The following is a 19215-nucleotide window of genomic DNA, read 5'->3' as shown; positions in this document are numbered from 1 at the left end:
GTAATGAGGTAGCTAATCCCATTACCCAGGAGAGATACAAGGTTGGGTTGAGCGTAGCGAAGCCCAACATTGTCCAGGCTTGAACGCTGTTGGGCTTCGACGATGAAGCTGTCTCAACCCAACCTACGGCAGGCGCTCCCGTACCGCGGCGGCGAAGGCGGCGGGGGCTTCCTGGGGGAGGTTGTGGCCGCAGCCAGGTAACACCTCGTAGCGGAAGGGTCCGCTGAAGTGCTGCGCCACCCTGGCTTCACCCTGCACCGCTGTGACCCCATCGTCGGCACCGGCCAATACCGTGCTGGGCACGCGGATGGGTGGCTGAGCGGCGAGCCGGCGCTCGGTCTCGGCATAGGCCGGATCGTCCGGTGCCAGGCCATAGCGGTGGCGATAGGAGTGGATCACGGTGTCGACGAAATCGGGATTGTCGAAGGCCGCGGCGGTAAGCGCGTAGGTGGCGTCGCTGAAGCGCCAGCTGGGTGACCACAGCGACCAGAGCAGTCGACAGAATTCGCGGCGATGTTTCGCCAGCCCGGCGCGACCTCGCTCGCCATGGAAGTAGTACTGGTACCAATAGCGCAGCTCCGCCGCCGGTTCGGCCGGCTGGGTGGCCGCGGCGGCAATGTCCTGGATCGGATAGCCGTCGCCCAGCACCAGCCCCGCCACCCGCTCGGGCCAGAGGGCGGCGACGATGCCGGCGGCGCGGCCACCCCAGTCGTAACCGGCCAGGGTCGCCCGCTCCAGGCCCAGGGCATCGAGCAGCGCCAGAACGTCATGGGCCAGGGCCGCCTGCTGGCCGGAGCGCGGGGTGTCGGCGCTCAGGTAGCGGGTGGCACCGTAGCCGCGCAAATAGGGCACATGGACCCGGCAGCCAGCGGCGGCCAGTTCATCAGCCACCTCGGCGTAGGCGTGGATATCGTAGGGAAAGCCATGCAGCAGCAGGACCGGCGCGCCAGTTTCCGGTCCCTGGACCCGATAGGCCACGTCCAAGACGCCGGCCTGGATGGAGGTGAGCATGGAGGATTCTCCGCCACGGGTGTTGTAGAGCGGAGAGGCGGATCGGCTTGGGAGTTCCCGAAGGTGACAGCGTCGCGTGGAAAACGCTACGTGGTTTTCCACCCTACCAGGCTACGGCGTCTGAGAGCCTCGCGGCCATGGGCCGCTCCTACAGTAGGAGCGGCCCATGGCCGCGAGGCGCACCGGCATGCCCGCGATAAGCCCGCTACCCTGCCAGATACCGCCCGATCAGGGTCACGCCCGAGATCAGCACCAGCCAAGTCACCAGGCGGGTGAAGCGTTCGCGGGAAAGGCGGCGTTGCAGGTGGCGGCCGATCCAGCCGCCGAGCAGCATGGCGGGCAGCAGGCAGACCGCGAGGAGCAGCAGGCGGCCGTCGCTGTAGGCGCCGGCGATCAGCAGCAGGACGATGCGGATGGAGGCGCTGCAGCCGATGAGAAAACTCTGGGTGCTGCGGATGGCATTCTTGTCCTGCAGGCGACCATTGAGATAGAGCGCATAGAGAAAGCCGCCGCTGCCGAACAGGGCACCGCACAAGCCTCCGACGCCACCTGCGGGGATCGACCAGACTGGTGCCAGTTGGCGAAAGCCCTTGGGGGTGAGCAGGCTGTAGGTGGAATAGACGACCACGAAGAGGCCCAGCCAGAGCATCAGCAGTCGGGCATCGGTGCGCATAAGCAGGTAGGTGCCCAGGGCCGCGCCGAGCAGCAGCATCGGCAGCAGCCGTCCGAGTTCGCGGCCGGCGATGGCGCGGCGATCCGGCAGCCAGTTGTGGAAGGAGGCGAGGAAATCCAGCATCACCAGCAAGGGCACGATGCGTGACAGGGGCATCCAGCTGGTGAGCAAGGGACCGGCGACCAGGGCGCTGCCAAAGCCGGCGACGCCAAAGATCAGATAGGCCAGGACCACGATGGCTTCGATGAACAGCCAGTCGATGGGGCTGAAGGCGGGATTCAGGGCAGCGAGGGTTTCGAGCATGGGGCGCATCCTGCGACAGAAAGCTCATTCTGCGCCCCGGAAACAGCCGGTGAACACCGCCGGCTGCCTGCGTTCACGGCAACCGGCGATCCAGAGCGGCTCAGGGAATCAGGCGCTGGGCCCGCAGCCGGGTGAAGAGGTCGAGAAAGCTCGCCCGGGTGTCGCGATAGCCGAAGAAGCCCAGGTCACGACTCTTGGTCATGTCGTTGAGGCACTCGATCTCGCGGCCCAGGTCGGCATCGCTGTGCCACCAGGAGGCAAGCTTGTCGACATCGGCTTCCACCAGGTCGTGCTCCTCGGCGAGCTGGCGCCACTGCGCCGGCGCCACGTCCTTCAGCCGCGCTTCCAGCGGCATGGGCTGCTCGGGATAGGGTGCCGGCTCCAGGTCGAAGAAGGCGGCGATCTCGCCCCACAGCCAGCGCCAGCGGAAGACGTCGCCGTTGACGGTGTTGAACGCCTGGTTGCGCGCGGCAGGCGCCAGGGCGGCCCATTCCAGTTGCTCGGCGAGCAGACCGGCGTCGGTGACGTCGGTGATGCCGTCCCACTGGGTACGGGAACCGGGGAAGACGAAGGGCTGGCCAGTGGCCTTGCACAGGGAGGCATAGACCGCCAGGGTCAGGCCCATGTTCATGGCGTTGGTGCCCTTGGCCTGGCCGATCATGCTGTGGGAGCGGTGCACGCTCCAGCCGAAGCCATGCCGCTCGGCGGCGGCGAAGAGGATGTCTTCCAGGGTGTAGTAGAAGTTGGCGCCGGCCTGGCGCGGTTCGCTTTCACGGAAGGGTGTCTCGGCCTTGCCGCTGCCGTATTCCTCGAAGGAACCCAGGTAGTGCTTGGTACCGGTGACCAGCGCCAGATGCTGCAGCAGCGCGCCATCCAGGGCCTGGCAAAGGTTGTCCATCATGGCGCCATTGGCCTCGACGTTTTCCTTCTCGGTGGCACGCCGGGTCCAGGTGCAGAAGAACACATGGCTGATCGGCAGGCCGGCCAGGGCCTGGCGGGTGGACTCGGCGTCGAGCAGGTCGGCGGCCACCGGGATGACGCCTTCCTGCGCCACCGGCTTGCGTGCCAGACCGTAGACGGTCCAGCCCGAGGCGACCAGGGTGTTGGCCAGGTTGTAGCCGGAAATGCCGGTCACGCCGACGATGAGAGCGGTGCCCTTGCGCATGAAACCTCCAGATAGGGATGAGAGACGGCCTGCGGTAGTCGCAGGCGTTGTAGATAAGGGAGTGCCTTGTCTCAGGGTTGATTCCAGCCTATTGGAGAATTAACGGCGTATCCTGGGTATAAATTCCTGTTTAACAGGAATCAGATTCCGCAATCGGGAGCCAGCCGTGTATTCCTCCGAACGCCTCAAGGGCCTCGACGTCTTTGTCACCGTGGCCGATCTCGGCAGCTTCACCGCGGCCGGCGAGCGCCTCAATCTCACCGGCTCGGCCATCGGCAAGAGCGTGGCCCGCCTGGAAAGCCGCCTGGGCGTGCGGCTGTTCCAGCGCACCACCCGCCGCCTGACCCTGACCGAGGCCGGCGCCAGCTTCTACCGCACCTGCACTGGGGTACTGGCCGAGCTGGAACAGGCCGAGCTGGGGCTGACCGCCCAGGACGGCGAACCCCATGGCCGGGTGCGCATCGACCTGCCCGCCTCCTATGGCCGCCTGCATGTGCTGCCGCTGATCCTGGAACTGCTGCATCGCTATCCGCTGCTGCAACCGGATCTGTCGCTGTCGGATCGTTTCGTCGATCCGGTCCATGAGGGCATCGACATCCTGGTGCGCATCGGTGGCTCCGACGCCTGGCCGGCCAGCCTGGGGCATCGGTTCCTCGGCACCCAGCGCCAGGTCTTCTGCGCCGCCCCGGCCTATCTCGCCCAGCATGGCCGACCCCGGACCCCGGCCGAGCTGGTCGATCACCAGTGCATCGGCTTTCGCCAGGCCGATGGCCTGATCAGCCCCTGGCAGTTGCGCGGCGAGCAACCGGGCGACAGCGAACGCTGGGTGTTCCAGCCGCGCCTGGTGGTGGGTGATGGCGAAGGCGAGGTGCTGGCCGCCCTGGCCGGGCATGGCATCGCCCAGTTGCCGACCTGGCTGATAGCCACTCACCTGGCCAGCGGCGCCCTGGTGGACGTGCTGCCCGAGCACGGCGTCGAGGGCTCGCCGATCAACCTGGTGTGGCCGCGCAGTCGCGAGACCCTGCCGCGGGTCCGACTGTTGCTGGAGCATCTGGCCAGTCGCCTGCTACCCACCGTGGCACCTAAGCTCGCGCGCTAGCCACGACCGCGCGACGACCGGCCCCGGCCGCCGCGCCGGGCGCGGGAACATCCGCGCGGGCACCCCGGTCGTAAACTCTCGCACCCCCGCCCGTCCCTGAGTTCCATCGATGGTCGGCATGACGATTATCGAGACGATCGATTGGCGCCGTCGGCTCTGGCTCAGCAGGATCGTCGGTTTGTCACCTGGCCAGGTCCGCCTGGCCGCGACGTTCCACCCCCCGGTTCCACCACCTAGATGAGGTATCTCATGAGCCAAGCCCAAGGCTACGCTGCCCAGTCCGCCGACCAGCCCCTGGCGCCCTACTCCTTCGAGCGGCGCGAACCCGGCGCCCACGACGTGCAGATCGACATCCTCTTCTGCGGCGTCTGCCATTCGGACCTGCACACCGCACGCAACGAGTGGAACAACACCCTCTTCCCCTCCGTGCCCGGCCACGAGATCGTCGGCAAGGTGACCGCGGTCGGTGCCCACGTGAAGAACTTCAAGGTCGGCGACAGCGTCGGCGTCGGCTGCATGGTCGACAGCTGCCAGCACTGCGCCCCCTGTGACGCCGGCGAAGAATCCTATTGCGAGAACGGCTTCACCGGCACCTACAACGGCAACCTCTACGGTGGTAGCGAGAACACCCAGGGCGGCTACTCCGACCACATCGTGGTCAACGAGAAGTTCGTGCTCAAGGTAAGCCACACCGAGAACCTGGCCGCCGTGGCGCCGCTGCTGTGCGCCGGCATCACCACCTATTCGCCGCTGGCCCACTGGAAGGTCGGTCCGGGCAAGAAGGTCGGCATCGTCGGCCTGGGTGGCCTGGGCCACATGGGCGTGAAGATCGCCCATGCCATGGGTGCCCACGTGGTGCTCTTCACCACCAGCGCCAACAAGAAGGACGACGCCCTGCGCCTGGGCGCCGACGAGGTGGTGGTGTCGAAGAACGAAGACGAGATGGCCGCGCACGCGAACAGCTTCGATTTCATCCTCAACACCGTGGCCGCGCCGCACAACCTGGACGCCTTCCTCACCCTGCTCAAGTGGGACGGCACCATGACCCTGGTCGGCGTACCCGCCGAGCCGCACCCCGCGCCCAGCGTGTTCAACCTGGTGATGAAGCGCCGCCAGCTGGCCGGTTCGCTCATCGGTGGCATCCGCGAGACACAGGAGATGCTGGACTTCTGCGCCAAGCACGGCATCGTCTCGGACATCGAGCAGATCGCCATCCAGGACATCAACGAAGCCTATGAGCGCATGCTCAAGAGCGATGTGAAGTACCGCTTCGTGATCGACATGCAAAGCCTCAAGCAGGGCCAGACCGCGGCCTGATCCCGCGCTCCGCTCTGCCATCAACGCCCGCGCCCGTCGCGGGCGTTGTCATTTCCGGTAATGCATTTTTGGCGCGCCCTGCGGTCCTAGCGATAGCAAAGATCAGGAGGCAAGCGCCATGCAGTGGGACAAGGGACAACGTAGCGACAACGTGCAACAGGCCAGCGGTGGACGCGGCATGAAGATCGGCGGCGGCCTCGGGCTGGGTGGCGTGGCCCTGGTGGTGGTGTTCGGCCTGCTCAGCGGCCAGAGTCCGACGCAGATCCTCGGCAACCTGATCAGCCTCAGCGGCCAGAGCGCGCCAAGCCAGCAGGAGACCACCGCACCGGCCGACAATCGCCAGGTGGACTTCGTCCGCGTGGTGCTGGGCGAGACCGAAAACACCTGGACGCGCATCTTCCAGGCCCATGGCGAGCAGTATCAGCCGCCCAAGCTGGTGCTGTTCAATGGCCAGGTGCAGTCCGGTTGCGGTGGCGCCACCGCGGCCAGCGGTCCCTTCTATTGCCCGGCGGACAGCAAGGTCTACCTGGACCTCACCTTCTTCCAGGAACTGCAGCAGCGCTTCGGCGCCGACGGCGATTTCGCCCGCGCCTACGTGATCGCCCACGAGGTCGGCCACCATGTGCAGAACCTCACCGGCACCACCAGCAAGATGGAAGCGGCGCGCCGTCGCGGCATTCCCACCGAGGGTGCCACCGGATTGTCGGTGCGTCTGGAGCTGCAGGCCGACTGCTATGCCGGGGTCTGGGCCAACGATGCCCAGAAGCGGCTGAACTGGCTGGAGCCGGGTGACCTGGAGAAGGCGCTGAACGCCGCCAACGCCATTGGCGATGACCGCCTGCAACGTCAGTCCCAGGGCCGCGTGGTACCGGATTCCTTCACCCATGGCAGCTCCGCGCAACGGGTCAAGTGGTTCCGTACCGGCTTCGACAGTGGCAAGGTGGAGAACTGCGACACCTTCGCCGCCAAGGCGCTCTGACCTCTACCGGGAGATCCCCGATGCGTCGCCTGCTCGCGCTGTGCCTGGCCCTGGCCTGGGGCTCCGCCCTGGCGGCGCCTCATGAGGGGGTCGCCCGCATCGTCGGCGACCGGCTACCGATCGGCCAGGCGCAGGCTACCCTGCAGCTGTCGGCCGACTGGAACCAGCCCCATCCGGAAATCCGCCGCGCCCTGGTGATCGTGCATGGCCGCCTGCGCAATGCCGTGACCTATTTCCGTTCCGGCGAGACGGCCACGGCGGCGGCCGGCGCCGCGGCGGACACCCTGGTGATCGCCCCGCAGTTCCTCAACGAAACGGACGTCCACCGGCATCGGCTACCGGACACCCTGCTGCGCTGGCAGGGCAATGCCTGGATGGGTGGCGAACCCGCCCTGGGTCCGCAGCCGCTGAGCAGCTTCGCCGTGTTCGACGCCCTGCTCGCACGGCTGGCGGAGCGCCGGCTGCTGCCCAATCTGCAGGAGGTGGTGATCGCCGGGCATTCCGGCGGTGGCCAGGTGGTGCAGCGCTACGCCGTGCTCGGCCAGGGCGAGCGCGCCCTCGCCGCCCGCGGCATCCGCCTGAGGTACGTGGTGGCCAATCCGTCGTCCTATGCCTATTTCGATGCCCGCCGTCCGGATGCCCAGGGCCGGCCCGTGCCCTTCGCCGACGCCGCCAGTTGCCCGGATTACGACACCTGGAAATACGGCATGCAGGGCCTGCCGGCCTATGCCGAAGGACGCCCGGCAACCAGCCTGGAGCAGCACTATGCAGGGCTCGACCTCACCTATCTGCTGGGCGCCGAGGACACCGACCCCAACCATCCGGCGCTGGACAAGGGCTGCGCCGCCGAGGCCCAGGGCCCCTATCGCCTGGCCCGCGGACTGAATTACTACCGTTACCTGCAAGGCCGTCATCCAGGGCTGCGCCAGCGGCTGGTCGAGGTCCCCGGAGTCGGTCACAACGGCGACGCCATCTTCACCTCGCCCGCCGGCCGCCGGGCGCTGTTTGCTCGCTAGCCGGCGTTCTGAAGGGCCGCCAGCAATTCGCAGCAATCCGCGAAGCGCTGGTCACGCGCCGCCGGCCAGGGATCGCCCGGCTGATTGACCTGCAGGGTGTGGCAGCCCACGGCCCGTCCGCACTCCAGGTCGTAGCGGTGATCGCCGACCATCACCAGGCGGGCCGGCGCCACCTGCCAGAGGTCGGCCAGCCGCAGCAGGCCACCCGGATCGGGCTTGCGCGCCGCCTCGTCGCGCCCCAGCACGGCAGGCGGATCGAAGCAGTCCTCCAGGCCGATGGCGGCCAGCGTCAGCAGCGCCAGATCCCGGGCATTGCGGGTGAGGATGCCCAGCGGGCGACCCTCTTCGTGCAGGTGACGGATCAGGGCCACTGCGCCCGGCGCCGGGCGGGCGGCGACGGCCAGTCCGCGTTCGTGCTCGAACAGCCAGGCGTGCTTGGCCTCGCGCTCGGTGGCCGGCAGCTCGGCCAGGTGGTGGAGGATGTCGGCCTGCTCGGGAATGCCCAGGTGCCGGCGAATGGCGGCGAAGTCGTGTACCGCCAGGGTCAGGGTGCCGTCCAGGTCGAACACCCAGTGGCTGAGGTGACGCAGTGTCATGCAGGGATCCTTTGGCGAGAGGTGACCTTCGGGCACTCCGGGGGAACCCCGGTCATGCGTGCTCCGTCTGGTGGAGACAACCTTCCGCAGGAGTCTACCCATGACGACGACCGTTCGGGCGCTACTTTTCGATGTCTTCGGCACCGTGGTGGACTGGCGCGGCAGCCTGGTCGAGGGCTTGCAGGGGCTGTCGGCCAAGCATGGCGTCCGGGGCGACTGGGAGCGGCTGGCCGATGCCTGGCGTGCCGAAGCCTACGAGGCCATCCTGCCGCAGATCGCCGCGCGCAGCCTGCCCTGGCTGCCCCTCGACGAGGTCCATCGCCTGGCGCTGGACGAATTGCTGCCACGCCATGGACTGGTCGGCCTGACCACCGCCGAGGTGGCCTGGATCAATCGCCTCTGGCACCAGCTGACCCCCTGGCCGGACGCCGTGCCGGGCCTCACGCGGCTGCGCCAGGGTTATCCGGTCTGCGCCCTGTCCAATGGCAACGTCAGCCTGCTGCTGGACATGGCCCGCCATGCAGGACTGCCCGGGGACATGCTCTTTGGCGCCGATCTCTTCCAGCGCTACAAGCCAGCCGCGGAGGTCTACCTGGGCGCCTGCGCCCTGCTCGACCTGCAACCGGAACAGGTGATGCTCTGCGCCGCCCACAACGGTGACCTGCAGGCGGCCAAGGAGCTGGGGCTGGCCACCGCCTTCATCCAGCGCCCCCGGGAAAAGGGCCCGGCCGGTGGCGAGGTGTCCAGCGGCGGTTGGGATCTGGAAGCCAGTGACCTCCAGGATCTCGCCGACCAGTTGGGCCTGCCGATCCTCGCGGGCGATCAACCCGACCCCGACGATTGAGCGCGGCCCGGGCGCTTCGGTATCCTGCCGGATACTTTTCGCCAGGGCATCGCCATGGGTTTTCTCGACAAGCTGCGCAAGAAACGTGAACGCCAGGCCCTGGCCGCCCTGCCCCGCCTGCATCAGCGCACGGCGCGCCTGCGCCGCGAGTTGCCCGACTACGAGATCGGCGCCGGCACCTATGGTGCGCCGCAGGTATTCGATCTCAAGGAAGGCGCCACCCTGCGCCTGGGTCGCTACACCTCCATCGCCGAGGGCGTGCGCATCCTCCTCGGCGGCCTGCACCGGCTGGACTGGGTGACCACCTATCCCTTCCCCGCCTTCGTCGACGACCTGGCCCACATCAGGGACTACGGCGGCACCCGCGGCGACGTGGTGATCGGCAGCGACTGCTGGATCTGCACCGATGCGCTGATCCTTTCCGGCGTCACCATCGGCCATGGCGCCGTGGTAGCCGCCGGTGCCGTGGTCACCCGCGACGTGCCACCCTATGCGGTGGTGGGCGGCAATCCGGCGCGCTTCATCAAGGGACGCTTTGCCGAGGCCACCTGCCAGGCGCTGCTCGCCATCGCCTGGTGGGACTGGCCCGAGGCGGAGATCCTGGCTGCCGGCGAACACCTGTGCAGCGCCGATATCGACGGCTTCATCGCCTATGCCCGGGCGCGCCATCCGGCGCCCTGAATCCGGCGCCCGGAACTCGGGACGCCTCCCAGGGCTCACCTTCATTAGTCATTCTTTTGAAGGTTTTCCATGGAAGCGCTCGATCTGCTGCAATGGCCGGCCATGGCCATCACCCTGCTCGCCGCCTGGCTGGTGGCCTCCCAGCGCCAGGGCCGGCGCAACCTCGGCTTCTGGGTGTTCCTGCTGAGCAACGGCCTGTGGATCGCCTGGGGCCTGCAAGCCGAGGCCTATGCCCTGATCGTGCTGCAGCTGGGTCTGGCGGCGATGAATCTGCGCGGGGTGCGCCGCAACGCCGGCGAGGCATCGGCCGCGGCGGTCGCGGAGGCTTCGGGCAGGGCATAATGACCGGCCCTGCGTCAGACGGCTCCGCCCCATGCAGTACAGCGTCACCCCCATCGGCCACGTCCGCTCCTGCTTCAAGGAGAAATTCGCCATTCCCCGGCAACCCGCGCTGGCCCCGGCCGCCCGTGGCGTGCTGGAACTGCTGCCGCCCTTCGACCGGCCCGAGGCGGTGGCGGGCCTGGAAGGCGTCAGCCATGTCTGGCTGCTGTTCCTCTTCCACCAGGCCCTGGAAAGCCAGCCGCGCCTGCGGGTGCGCCCACCGCGCCTGGGGGGCAATCGCTACCTGGGCGTCTTCGCCACCCGCGCCACCCACAGGCCCAATGGCATCGGCCAGTCGGTAGTCCGCCTCGACGGCCTGGAGCCGGGGCGTTTGCTGCTTTCGGGGATCGATCTGCTCGACGGCACCCCGGTGCTGGACATCAAGCCCTATGTGCCCTACGCCGACAGCCCGCCGGGCGCCCACAACGCCATCGCCGAGGCGCCGCCGCCGGCCCTGGCGGTAGGCTGGGCGGACGCGGCGCGGGTCCAGGCCGAGGCCCATGGCCAGCGCCTGGGCGAGCCCCTGGCCGAGCTGATCGAGCAGTGCCTGGCCCAGGACCCCCGGCCGGCCTACCAGGTGCCGGCGCCCGAGCGCCGCTATGGGGTGCGCCTCTGGGATGTGGAGGTGCACTGGCACTATCCGACCGCGCACCAGATCCGGGTGCTGGACGTGACCGCGGCGTCCTGACGCGGCCCGGTTTGCATTCCGGCGGCCAAGGCCCCAACAATGACATTGCCGGATCGCATGAGGCGATCCGCACCCGGCTACGGCCGCCGTTCGGCCGTATCACCGATAGGGAAGCATCTATGGCTCCAAGCAGACAGGTCATCAACGCTCAGGTCAGCCCCAAGGGCAGCCTGGAGACCCTTTCCCAGCGCGAGGTTCAGCAGCTCAGCGCCGCCGGCTCGGGCAACCTCTACCAGCTCTTTCGCCAGTGCGCCCTGGCCATCCTCAACACCGGCGCCCACAGCGACAACGCCAAGACCATCCTCGAGGCCTACCAGGACTTCGAGATACTCATCCATCAGCAGGACCGCGGCGTGCGCCTGGAACTGATCAACGCCCCGGCCGACGCCTTCGTCGACGGCGAGATGATCGCCAGCACCCGGGAGATGCTGTTCAGCGCCCTGCGCGACATCGTCTACACCGAGAGCGAGCAGAGCAGCCTGCGCATCGACCTGGAAAGCTCCGAGGGCATCACCGACTACGTCTTCCACCTGCTGCGCAACGCCCGCACCCTGCGCGCGGGCGTCGAGCCGAAGATGGTGGTGTGCTGGGGTGGTCACTCCATCAGCACCGAGGAATACAAGTACACCAAGAAGGTCGGTCACGAACTCGGCCTGCGCAGCCTGGACATCTGCACCGGCTGCGGCCCGGGCGTGATGAAGGGCCCGATGAAGGGTGCCACCATCGCCCACGCCAAGCAGCGCCTGCAGGGCGGTCGCTACCTGGGCCTTACCGAGCCGGGGATCATCGCCGCCGAGGCGCCCAATCCCATCGTCAACGAACTGGTGATCCTGCCCGACATCGAGAAGCGCCTGGAGGCCTTCGTCCGCGTCGGCCACGGCATAATCATCTTCCCGGGCGGCGCCGGCACGGCGGAGGAATTCCTCTACCTGCTGGGCATCCTCATGCACCCGGACAACCGGGACATCCCCTTCCCGGTGGTGCTTACCGGGCCGCAGAGCGCCGCGCCCTATCTCGAGCAGTTGCACGCCTTCATCGGCGCCACCCTGGGCGAAGCCGCCCAGCGCCACTACCAGATCGTGGTCAACGACCCGGCCGAGGTGGCCCGGCAGATGGCCCAGGGCCTCAAGGCGGTCAAGCAATTCCGTCGCGAGCGCCACGACGCCTTCCACTTCAACTGGCTGCTGCGCATCGAGGAAAGCTTCCAGCGTCCCTTCGATCCCACCCACGCGAACATGGCCGCGTTGCAGCTGACCCATGCCGTGCCGCCCCATGAGCTGGCCGCCAACCTGCGCCGCGCCTTCTCGGGCATCGTCGCCGGCAACGTCAAGGCCAAGGGCATCCAGCTGATCGAGGAGCGCGGGCCCTACGAGATCCATGGCGATCCCGACATCATGCGTCCGCTGGATCGGCTGCTGCAGGCCTTCGTCGAGCAGCATCGCATGAAGCTACCCGGCGGCGCGGCCTACGAGCCCTGCTATCGCGTGGTCAGCTGAATCCTTTCACGTCGGTCTTTTCGGCCGCTTTTATCCCATCATGACCGTTCGTCAGCACTCTGTTCGACGAACGGTCATAGCGATGGCCAGGTGATATCAAGAAGTCGCTAGCTAGCTATCCAGAGCGCTTGGCCGGCCTGCGCCTGCCGGGTGATCGAGTAACTTTGCCGCTCCAAAAAAACCTCGCGCGCTAACTGCAGGGCTCCGGGCTCAAGCCCCTCTTCACCACGCCGATAGGGCAAGGCAAGCTAACCTTAGAGCGCAGGTTGCCGTGGTGAAATCTACCCGGGTTGGAGATCCCGCCGGGCCGTCTTCCTCCAGCCGCGCCAGACTTCCTGCCGAGGCCACGGAATGAACAATTGGCTGGGACTCGACTTCCTCGTCGCCCCTCTTGCCCAGGAGCAGGTGCACCTGCACGGCCAGCATGACGGCTGGCTGGTGGCGCTCGCCTATCTCGTCGCCGTCAGTGCCTGCTACGTCACCCTGGTGTTCGCCGAGCGCATCGGCCAGACCCGTACCCTGGCGCGGCGGCGGGCCTGGAGTCTGATGGGCGCCCTGAGCTTCGGCTTCGGCGTCTGGGGCATGCACTTCATCGCCATGCTGGCCTTCACCGTGCCCACCCGGGTGCACTACGACCTCCTCATCACCCTGGCCTCGCTGCTGATCGTGGTGCTGGCCGGACTCATGGCCATGCCCGCCCTCAGTCAGCCCGACCTCACCCTGGGTCAGCGGCTCAAGGCCGGCACGGTGCTGAGCGTGGGCATCGTGCTCATGCACTACACCGGCATGGCCGCGGTAAACACCGAGGCGGTGGTGCTCTATCGCCCGCTGCCCTTCCTGTTGTCGATCGGCATCGCCGTAGGGGCCAGCTTCGCCGCCCTGCAACTGATCCAGATCTTTCGCCGCCACTACACCGGCATCTATCGCTGGCTGCGCATCGCCACCGCCCTGGTGATGGGCCTGGCGATCGCCGCCATGCATTTCACCGGCATGTGGTCCATGGTGCTGATCGCACCCGCCGAGACCGAAAGCACCCTGCAGGGCGCCAGCAATTCCTGGCAGCTCGGCGTCGGCATCGCCATCATCGCCTTGCTCCTGGGGATAGGCGGCCTGGGCGCGGCCTGGGCGGATCGTCAGCTGCAGCGCAAGGAAAACGACCTGGAGCGGGTCAATTCCCTGGTCGGCCAGCTCGACGAAGCCCGCGCTTCGCTGCAACAGGCGGCGCACTACGATCCCCTCACCGACCTGCACAATCGCCGCGCCTTCAACCAGGCCTTCGCCGAGATCCTCGAACGCCACGCCCAGCAGGGGCGCAGCCTGGGGGTGATGTTTCTCGACATCGATCACTTCAAGCGCATCAACGACAGCCTCGGCCACGACGCCGGCGACCAGCTGCTGGTGGCCATGGCCAGGATCATTCGCGACGCGGTGCGCGAAGGCGATCTGGTGGCCCGCTTCGGTGGCGACGAATTCTGCATCCTCGCCAGCCTCGCCGGGCCCGAGGAAGCCAGGCAACTCGCCCAGCGCATCCTGGAGCGGCTGCGCAATCCGGTCACCATCGGCAACCGCACCCTGGTGATGACCACCAGCATCGGCATCAGCCTCTATCCCCGCGACGGCGGCTGCTGCGAAGAATTGCTCAAGAGCGCGGATCTTGCGCTCTATCTGTCCAAGGGCAATGGCCGCAACACCTACAGCTTCTTCGACGAGACCCTGCGCGAGAAGATCTCGCTGCAGCTGGAGCTGGAAGCCGAACTGCGCGAAGCGCTGGTCGAGGAACGTGGCCTGCAGCTCTACTACCAACCGATCCTCGATGTCGCCAGCGGCCAGCTGGACAAGGCCGAAGCCCTGATCCGCTGGGATCATCCGCGCCTGGGCATGCTGGCGCCCAATGTCTTTCTCGGGGTGGCCGAGGCCAACGGCTTCATCGAGGAACTGGACGCCTGGGTGCTCAGGCGCGCCTGCCAGGACCTGGCCGAGCTAACCGCCGCCGGCCTGGCGGACCTGCGCATCGCGGTGAATTGCTCGGCGCTCAGCCTGAGCAACGACGCCCTGCCCGGGCAGATCGCCTGGCGCCTGGACGACCACCGGCTATCGCCGCGACGGCTGGAACTGGAGGTCACCGAGAACGCCCTGGTCAAGAACGTGCAGCCCACTGCCGAATTGCTGCAGCGCATCCGCGACCTGGGCGTGACGGTGTCCATCGACGATTTTGGCACCGGCTATTCGTCGCTGGCCTATCTCAAGCGCCTGCCGATCGACACCGTGAAGATCGACCGCTCCTTCATCATCGGCCTGGCCGAGGGCAATGCCGATCATCAGATCGTCCAGGCCATCATCGGCATGGCCCGGCCGCTCAAGCTCAAGGTCACCGCCGAGGGCGTCGAACACCTGGAGCAGCTACGGCTGCTGTGCGCCCTGGGCTGCGACTTCATCCAGGGCTACCACATCAGCCGCCCGGTGCCCCTGGCCCAGGTGCCCGAGGTGATCGCCCGCTATGCCAACGGGGTCTGTCCGTTGCAGGCCCAGGCGGAAGCGGATGCCGACGCCCTGGCCCTGGCCAAGGCCCTCGGCTAGCCGCGGCGATAACGCAGCCAGACGCTGCCGTCGTCCTGGGCCTCGGCCGCGTCCAGCTTGAGGTAGAGCGGCTGTTGCCAGGCCTGCTCGGCGATCTCGAAGGAGGCCGGATGGGCACCGCGGCCATCCACCAGCGGAATGATCAGCACGCTGATCTCGTCCACCAGGCCGGCGGCGACAAAGGAACCGCTGACATGGGGGCCGCCCTCCACCACCAGGCGCTCGATGCCCAGCTCGGCGTTCAGCAGCTCCAGCACGGCGCTCAGATCCAGTTCGTGCTCTCCGCCGAAGACATAGGAGGCGCCGATGTTCTGCAGGTGCGTCAGGTAGTCGTCGCTGACGCCTTCGGTGAGCACTGCCACCACGTGGGAATCCAGGGCCTCGTTCTGCTTCCAGGCCACCTTGCCCTGGGGATCGATGGCGATGGCGTACTTCGCGGCGTCGCGCCGGGCGAAATGGTGGGTGCGCGGGATGGGCGCCTGGGCGACGCCGGTGGGATAGCCCTCGCCGTGGGCGATCTCTTCCATGGTCACCCGGCCACAGGCCCAGGCATCGAAGGCGAAGCGCTCGGCCAGGCGCTCGTAGGTGGCATCGGCCTGTTTCTTGACGGCGCGATCCCAGCCGTCGGTGAGGGCGTGACCGTCGACCGACGACATCATATGGCAGATCACATAGGGCTTCATGGGGGCTCCCGGCAATGGCGTGTCGCCATGACACGCCTTGCAGCAACCGACCGGTCCGGCGCCGGGGGAGTTCAGCCCACCGGGCCGCGGAAACGAAAAACCCGCCGGAGGGCGGGTTTTCGGGAAGCCGGGTCGCGTTACTTCTCGACGAAGGCGCGCTCGATCAGGTAGTCGCCCGGATCGCCCATGCGCGGCGAGATGGTCAGGCCGAATTCGTTCAGCACGGCGCTGGTCTCGTCCAGCATGCTCGGGCTGCCGCAGATCATGGCACGGTCGTCCTGCGGATTGATCGGCGGCAGGCCGATGTCCGCGAACAGCTTGCCGCTGCGCATCAGGTCGGTCTGACGACCCTGGTTGCGGAATTCCTCGCGGGTGACCAGGGGGTAGTAGATCAGCTTCTCGCGGACCAGGTCGCCGATGAATTCGTGCTCCGGCAGGGTCTTGGTGATGAAGTCGGCGTAGGCCAGCTCGTTCACGTAGCGCACGCCGTGGACCAGGATCACCTTCTCGAAGCGCTCGTAGGTCTCCGGATCCTGGATGGTGCTCAGGAAGGGCGCCATGCCGGTGCCGGTGCTCAGCAGATAGAGGTGCTTGGCGGGCTTCAAGTCACTGAGGATCAGGGTGCCGGTGGGCTTGCGGCTGACCATCAGGTTGTCGCCTTCCTTGAGGTGCTGCAGGCGCGAGGTCAGGGGGCCGTCCGGCACCTTGATGCTGAAGAACTCCAGGTGCTCTTCATAGTTGGGGCTGGCGATGCTGTAGGCACGCATCAGCGGACGACCGCCTTCGGTTTCCAGGCCGATCATCACGAACTGACCGTTCTCGAAACGCAGGCCCGCATTGCGGGTGGTCTTGAAGCTGAACAGGGTGTCGTTCCAGTGATGAACGCTCAGGACGCGCTCGGTGTACAGGTTGCTCATCGATGACTCCAGGAAAAATCGGTACAGCCCGGGGCTGGATAGAAATTGCGCGACAGTTTATAGAGGGGGAAAATATCCGTGAAATGAATAATTCGAATATAGGTTATCCAAAAGGCAGATATGAGATTCACGTTGCGTCAACTCGAGGTCTTCGTCGCCGTGGCCCGCCAGGAAAGCGTTTCCCGGGCGGCCGAGGCGCTCAGTCTGTCGCAGTCGGCCACCAGTACCGCCTTGGGCGAACTGGAACGGCAATTCGACTGCCGGGTGTTCGACCGCGCCGGCAAGCGTTTGACGCTCAACGCCCTGGGCCGCCAGTTGCTGCCCAAGGCGGTGGCCCTGCTCGATCGCAGCGCCGAGGTGGAAAACCTGCTGCGCGGCAAGACCGGCTTCGGTTCCCTGGAGGTCGGCGCGACCCTCACCATCGGCAACTACCTGGCCACCCTGCTGCTGGGCGACTTCATGCAGCGCCATCCCGACTGCCGGGTGCGGCTGCACGTGCACAACACCGCCAGCGTGGTGCAGCGCATCGCCAACCATGACATCGACTTAGGCCTGATCGAGGGCGACTGCCAGCATCCGGATCTGGAGGTGCAACCCTGGATCGAGGACGAACTGGTGGCGTTCTGCGCGCCCGGACACGCCTTGGCAGGCAGACAGGCCGCCCAGGCCGAACTGGAAGCCCAGGCCTGGATCCTGCGCGAACAGGGCTCCGGCACCCGCCTGACCTTCGACCAGGCCATGCGGCACCACGCCCAGCCACTGGACGTGCGCCTGGAGCTGGAACACACCGAGGCCATCCTGCGCGCGGTGGAGTCGGGGCTGGGCATCGGCTGTCTGTCACGGCTGGCGCTGCGCGATGCCTTCGCCCGCGGCACCCTGGTGCCCATCGCGACGCCGACCCTGGATCTGCGTCGCCAGTTCTGCTTCATCTGGCACAAGCAGAAGTACCAGACCGGGGCCATGGTCGAATTCCTCGACCTCTGTCGCCAACTGACCCTGGGCCTCGCCCGCAGCGATCAGATCGACACCGCGCGGCCCCGTCCCGGACGCTAGCGGCTGGCGCCGGTCCGCCTACTGGCCCTGGTACAGGCGGCGATTCTCTAGCTCTCGCTGCTCGTGGCGGCGATGGGCGCGCAGCGCCAGCAGGGCCAGGATGCCGATCACCAGGCGATAGCCCTGGGAATAGAGATCCAGCTCGGCGGTGGCCGACTCGCCCAGTACGCCGCTGATCAGCCGCACCACGAACAGCGTCAGCTGCACGAAGGCCACCAGCAGCAGGCCGGCCGACAGCCATTCCGCTCGGCGAAAGGCCAGCACGGCGAACAGCGCCAGGGCGAATTGCATGCCGCCGTACCAGACCCGCGCCTCGGCCACCGACGCCGAATCCATCAGTACCATGCCACGGGCATTGGCCATCTCGTAGGGATAGAACCAATGCGCCAGGGCGAGGCCAAACCAGACCAGGGCCTGCAGACCCAACACCAGACGTGCGAAGCGAAGCTCGGACATTCCCCGTTTCTCCTTGGGGCTAGAGACGAATGACAGCCGCTCCAGTGTAGCCAGCGCCGGGAGCGATCTGCACTGCCGATGCAGACCGCCACAGGCGGGTTAGGGTTCGCCGGAAGGGCTGGGGTAAGCTGCAGGCCTCCACCCTTCCGGCTCCTGCCCGAGCCCGTCGCCCGAGAGATCGCCATGCCCGCCGCCCTGCCCGCCCAGCCGCCGCTGGTGCTGTCCATCCAGTCCCATGTCGCCTACGGCCACGTCGGCAATGCCGCCGCCACCCTGCCGCTGCAACTGCTCGGCCTGCAGCCGGTGGTGGTCAACACGGTGCAATTCTCCAATCACACCGGCTACGGCGAATTCAAGGGCCAGGTCTTTCCGCCCGAACACATCCACGACGTGCTCGACGGCCTGCGCGCCCGTGGTGTGCTGGAGCGCTGCGTGGCGGTGCTCTCCGGTTACCTGGGTGACGCCGCCATCGGCGAGGTGATCCTCGGCGTGGTGCAGGAGATCCGCCGTCAGCGCGGTGACCTGCAGTATCTCTGCGATCCGGTGATGGGCGACGTCGGCCGCGGCATCTTCGTGCGCCCCGGCATCCCCGACTTCCTGCGTCGCCGCGCCATCGAACAGGCCAGCCTGATCACCCCCAACCAGTACGAATTCGAGTTGCTGCACGGCCAGCCGCTGGCCGACACCGCCGACGCCGTGAGCGCCGCCCGACTGCTGCTCGGTCGCCGCGGCCAACCGGGCCCTACGACCATCGTCATCACCAGCCTGCGCACCCCGGACCTGCCCACCGACGTTCTTAGCACCCTGGTGGTGGAGGCGGCGGATGCCTGGCTGGTGCAGACGCCCTACCTGGACTTGCAGCCGCTGCCCAACGGCATGGGCGACGTCTTCTCCGCAGTGCTGCTGGGCCAGCTGCTCAACGGCCAGTCCACACCCGCCGCGGCGTCCCATGCGGTCAGCGCCCTCTACGCCCTGGTCGCCCGCACCGGCCCCGGCAGCCGCGACCTGCCGCTGATCGCCGCTCGCGAGCAGATCGTGCGGCCCGGCGAATTGTTCGAAGCGCAGCGGCTGGCGTAGGCTGGGTTGAGCGCCAGCGAAGCCCAAGGGTGCCGGACGCTGTTGGGCTTCGACGATGAAGCTGCCTCAGCCCAACCTACGGGTGCGCTTTGCCCCCTCCCCTGGGAGAGGGCTGGAGTGAGGGTAACCCCTGAACGCGTGGCAAACGCTGCGGTTTTCCACCCTACCCCGCGCTGTTGGGCTTCGACGATGGAGCTGTCTCA

General features: G+C 67.3%; 19 protein-coding genes. 12 read left to right on the top strand and 7 right to left on the bottom strand.

Features of this window, described 5'->3' with window-relative positions:
* Window positions 1–123: 123 nt before the first annotated feature.
* From GSQ95_RS10795 to GSQ95_RS10785, 3 genes are all read right to left on the bottom strand, one after another.
* Window positions 124–1011 carry an alpha/beta fold hydrolase gene (locus tag GSQ95_RS10795; RefSeq protein WP_158896499.1) on the bottom strand — a complete coding sequence of 296 codons (888 nt, stop codon included), beginning with the start codon at window positions 1009–1011 and terminating at the stop codon, window positions 124–126.
* A 205-nt stretch (window positions 1012–1216) separates the two neighbouring features.
* Window positions 1217–1987, bottom strand: a complete 771-nt coding sequence (locus GSQ95_RS10790; protein ID WP_158896498.1) for a sulfite exporter TauE/SafE family protein — start codon at window positions 1985–1987, stop codon at window positions 1217–1219.
* 100 nt (window positions 1988–2087) lie between these two features.
* Window positions 2088–3152, bottom strand: a complete 1065-nt coding sequence (locus GSQ95_RS10785) for an SDR family oxidoreductase (RefSeq protein ID WP_158896497.1) — start codon at window positions 3150–3152, stop codon at window positions 2088–2090.
* A gap of 166 nt (window positions 3153–3318) precedes the next feature.
* Here GSQ95_RS10785 and GSQ95_RS10780 point away from each other — a divergent pair, with 166 nt between their 5' ends.
* From GSQ95_RS10780 to GSQ95_RS10765, 4 genes are all read left to right on the top strand, one after another.
* Window positions 3319–4251 (top strand): LysR family transcriptional regulator, encoded by a 933-nt coding sequence (locus GSQ95_RS10780; RefSeq protein WP_158896496.1) that lies wholly within the window; start codon window positions 3319–3321, stop codon window positions 4249–4251.
* Window positions 4252–4500: 249 nt separating this feature from the next.
* Window positions 4501–5568, top strand: coding sequence for an NAD(P)-dependent alcohol dehydrogenase (locus tag GSQ95_RS10775; protein ID WP_133863167.1), 1068 nt, complete (start codon window positions 4501–4503; stop codon window positions 5566–5568).
* Window positions 5569–5686: 118 nt separating this feature from the next.
* Entirely contained in the window at window positions 5687–6547 is an 861-nt protein-coding gene (locus GSQ95_RS10770) for a neutral zinc metallopeptidase (RefSeq protein ID WP_158896495.1), read from the top strand.
* 20 nt (window positions 6548–6567) lie between these two features.
* Window positions 6568–7563 carry an alpha/beta hydrolase gene (locus tag GSQ95_RS10765; protein WP_158896494.1) on the top strand — a complete coding sequence of 332 codons (996 nt, stop codon included), beginning with the start codon at window positions 6568–6570 and terminating at the stop codon, window positions 7561–7563.
* Here GSQ95_RS10765 and GSQ95_RS10760 read toward each other — a convergent pair.
* Window positions 7560–8159 carry an HAD family hydrolase gene (locus GSQ95_RS10760; protein ID WP_158896493.1) on the bottom strand — a complete coding sequence of 200 codons (600 nt, stop codon included), beginning with the start codon at window positions 8157–8159 and terminating at the stop codon, window positions 7560–7562. The two genes, GSQ95_RS10765 and GSQ95_RS10760, sit on opposite strands and share 4 nt — an antisense overlap.
* Before the next feature lie 100 nt (window positions 8160–8259).
* Between GSQ95_RS10760 and GSQ95_RS10755 the strand changes: the two genes are divergently transcribed.
* The 6 genes from GSQ95_RS10755 (at window position 8260) to GSQ95_RS10730 (ending at window position 14826) form a co-directional block, all read left to right on the top strand.
* The gene (locus GSQ95_RS10755; protein ID WP_158896492.1) at window positions 8260–9003 is read left to right on the top strand and encodes a haloacid dehalogenase type II; all 744 of its coding nucleotides are present in this window, start codon (window positions 8260–8262) and stop codon (window positions 9001–9003) included.
* 54 nt (window positions 9004–9057) lie between these two features.
* Window positions 9058–9684, top strand: coding sequence for a CatB-related O-acetyltransferase (locus GSQ95_RS10750; protein WP_158896491.1), 627 nt, complete (start codon window positions 9058–9060; stop codon window positions 9682–9684).
* A gap of 69 nt (window positions 9685–9753) precedes the next feature.
* Window positions 9754–10026, top strand: a complete 273-nt coding sequence (locus GSQ95_RS10745) for a hypothetical protein (protein ID WP_158896490.1) — start codon at window positions 9754–9756, stop codon at window positions 10024–10026.
* 31 nt (window positions 10027–10057) lie between these two features.
* On the top strand, window positions 10058–10753 hold the full coding sequence (gene tsaA, locus GSQ95_RS10740; protein ID WP_158896489.1) for a tRNA (N6-threonylcarbamoyladenosine(37)-N6)-methyltransferase TrmO: 696 nt from the start codon (window positions 10058–10060) through the stop codon (window positions 10751–10753).
* A gap of 119 nt (window positions 10754–10872) precedes the next feature.
* Window positions 10873–12249 carry a nucleotide 5'-monophosphate nucleosidase PpnN gene (gene ppnN / locus GSQ95_RS10735; protein ID WP_158896488.1) on the top strand — a complete coding sequence of 459 codons (1377 nt, stop codon included), beginning with the start codon at window positions 10873–10875 and terminating at the stop codon, window positions 12247–12249.
* 351 nt (window positions 12250–12600) lie between these two features.
* A complete protein-coding gene (locus GSQ95_RS10730) occupies window positions 12601–14826 on the top strand; it encodes a bifunctional diguanylate cyclase/phosphodiesterase (RefSeq protein ID WP_158896487.1) in 2226 nt (741 codons plus the stop codon).
* Here the strand turns inward: GSQ95_RS10730 and GSQ95_RS10725 are convergent.
* Together GSQ95_RS10725 and fpr are read right to left on the bottom strand one after the other, a co-directional pair.
* Window positions 14823–15509 carry a dihydrofolate reductase family protein gene (locus GSQ95_RS10725; RefSeq protein WP_158896486.1) on the bottom strand — a complete coding sequence of 229 codons (687 nt, stop codon included), beginning with the start codon at window positions 15507–15509 and terminating at the stop codon, window positions 14823–14825. The two genes, GSQ95_RS10730 and GSQ95_RS10725, sit on opposite strands and share 4 nt — an antisense overlap.
* Before the next feature lie 137 nt (window positions 15510–15646).
* Window positions 15647–16426 (bottom strand): ferredoxin-NADP reductase, encoded by a 780-nt coding sequence (gene fpr / locus GSQ95_RS10720; protein ID WP_007160677.1) that lies wholly within the window; start codon window positions 16424–16426, stop codon window positions 15647–15649.
* 120 nt (window positions 16427–16546) lie between these two features.
* Here fpr and GSQ95_RS10715 point away from each other — a divergent pair, with 120 nt between their 5' ends.
* Entirely contained in the window at window positions 16547–17479 is a 933-nt protein-coding gene (locus GSQ95_RS10715; protein WP_158896485.1) for a LysR family transcriptional regulator, read from the top strand.
* A gap of 18 nt (window positions 17480–17497) precedes the next feature.
* On the opposite strand, the gene GSQ95_RS10710 is transcribed toward GSQ95_RS10715, so the two are convergent.
* On the bottom strand, window positions 17498–17935 hold the full coding sequence (locus GSQ95_RS10710) for a DUF4345 family protein (protein WP_133863180.1): 438 nt from the start codon (window positions 17933–17935) through the stop codon (window positions 17498–17500).
* A 183-nt stretch (window positions 17936–18118) separates the two neighbouring features.
* Here GSQ95_RS10710 and pdxY point away from each other — a divergent pair, with 183 nt between their 5' ends.
* Window positions 18119–19012, top strand: a complete 894-nt coding sequence (gene pdxY / locus GSQ95_RS10705) for a pyridoxal kinase PdxY (protein ID WP_158896484.1) — start codon at window positions 18119–18121, stop codon at window positions 19010–19012.
* The last annotated feature ends 203 nt before the right edge of the window (window positions 19013–19215 follow it).

The organism is Pseudomonas sp. BAV 4579, assembly GCF_009765395.1.
Lineage (GTDB): Bacteria > Pseudomonadota > Gammaproteobacteria > Pseudomonadales > Pseudomonadaceae > Chryseomonas > Chryseomonas aestiva.
Note: the sequence above shows the minus strand (reverse complement) of the source record. Positions and strands in the feature narration are given on the sequence as shown.